Raw genomic sequence first — 269 nt, 5'->3', positions numbered from 1 at the left:
GCTTAAACAGCTCACCCGCTTTAACAACTATTTTAGCCGGTGGCATAGTTTTAGTTATTTTAGGTTTTCAGTTAACGGTCAGTAATTTTACTTGGCAAAATTTAGCGCGTTTAAAGCAGCTCAAGTTTGCTCGCTACGCGAGTTCATTTTTAGTGATTTGTTTTGCTTTAAGTCATAGTATTCATATTTGGGCAGACGCTAATTTAAAGTTTGATGTAACTAAACAAGATAACTTTTTACCACTCTCTTACCCTACAACGGCTAAAAGC

General features: G+C 36.1%; 1 protein-coding gene. It reads left to right on the top strand.

The window, feature by feature from the left end; genetic code table 11:
* Nucleotides 1-269: DUF3413 domain-containing protein (locus tag AAEY78_RS13335; protein ID WP_352339789.1), on the top strand; the 269-nt coding region annotated here is incomplete at both ends.

It is taken from the genome of Psychrobacter sp. 16-MNA-CIBAN-0192, assembly GCF_040309565.1.
Classification (GTDB): domain Bacteria; phylum Pseudomonadota; class Gammaproteobacteria; order Pseudomonadales; family Moraxellaceae; genus Psychrobacter.
Note: the sequence above shows the minus strand (reverse complement) of the source record. Positions and strands in the feature narration are given on the sequence as shown.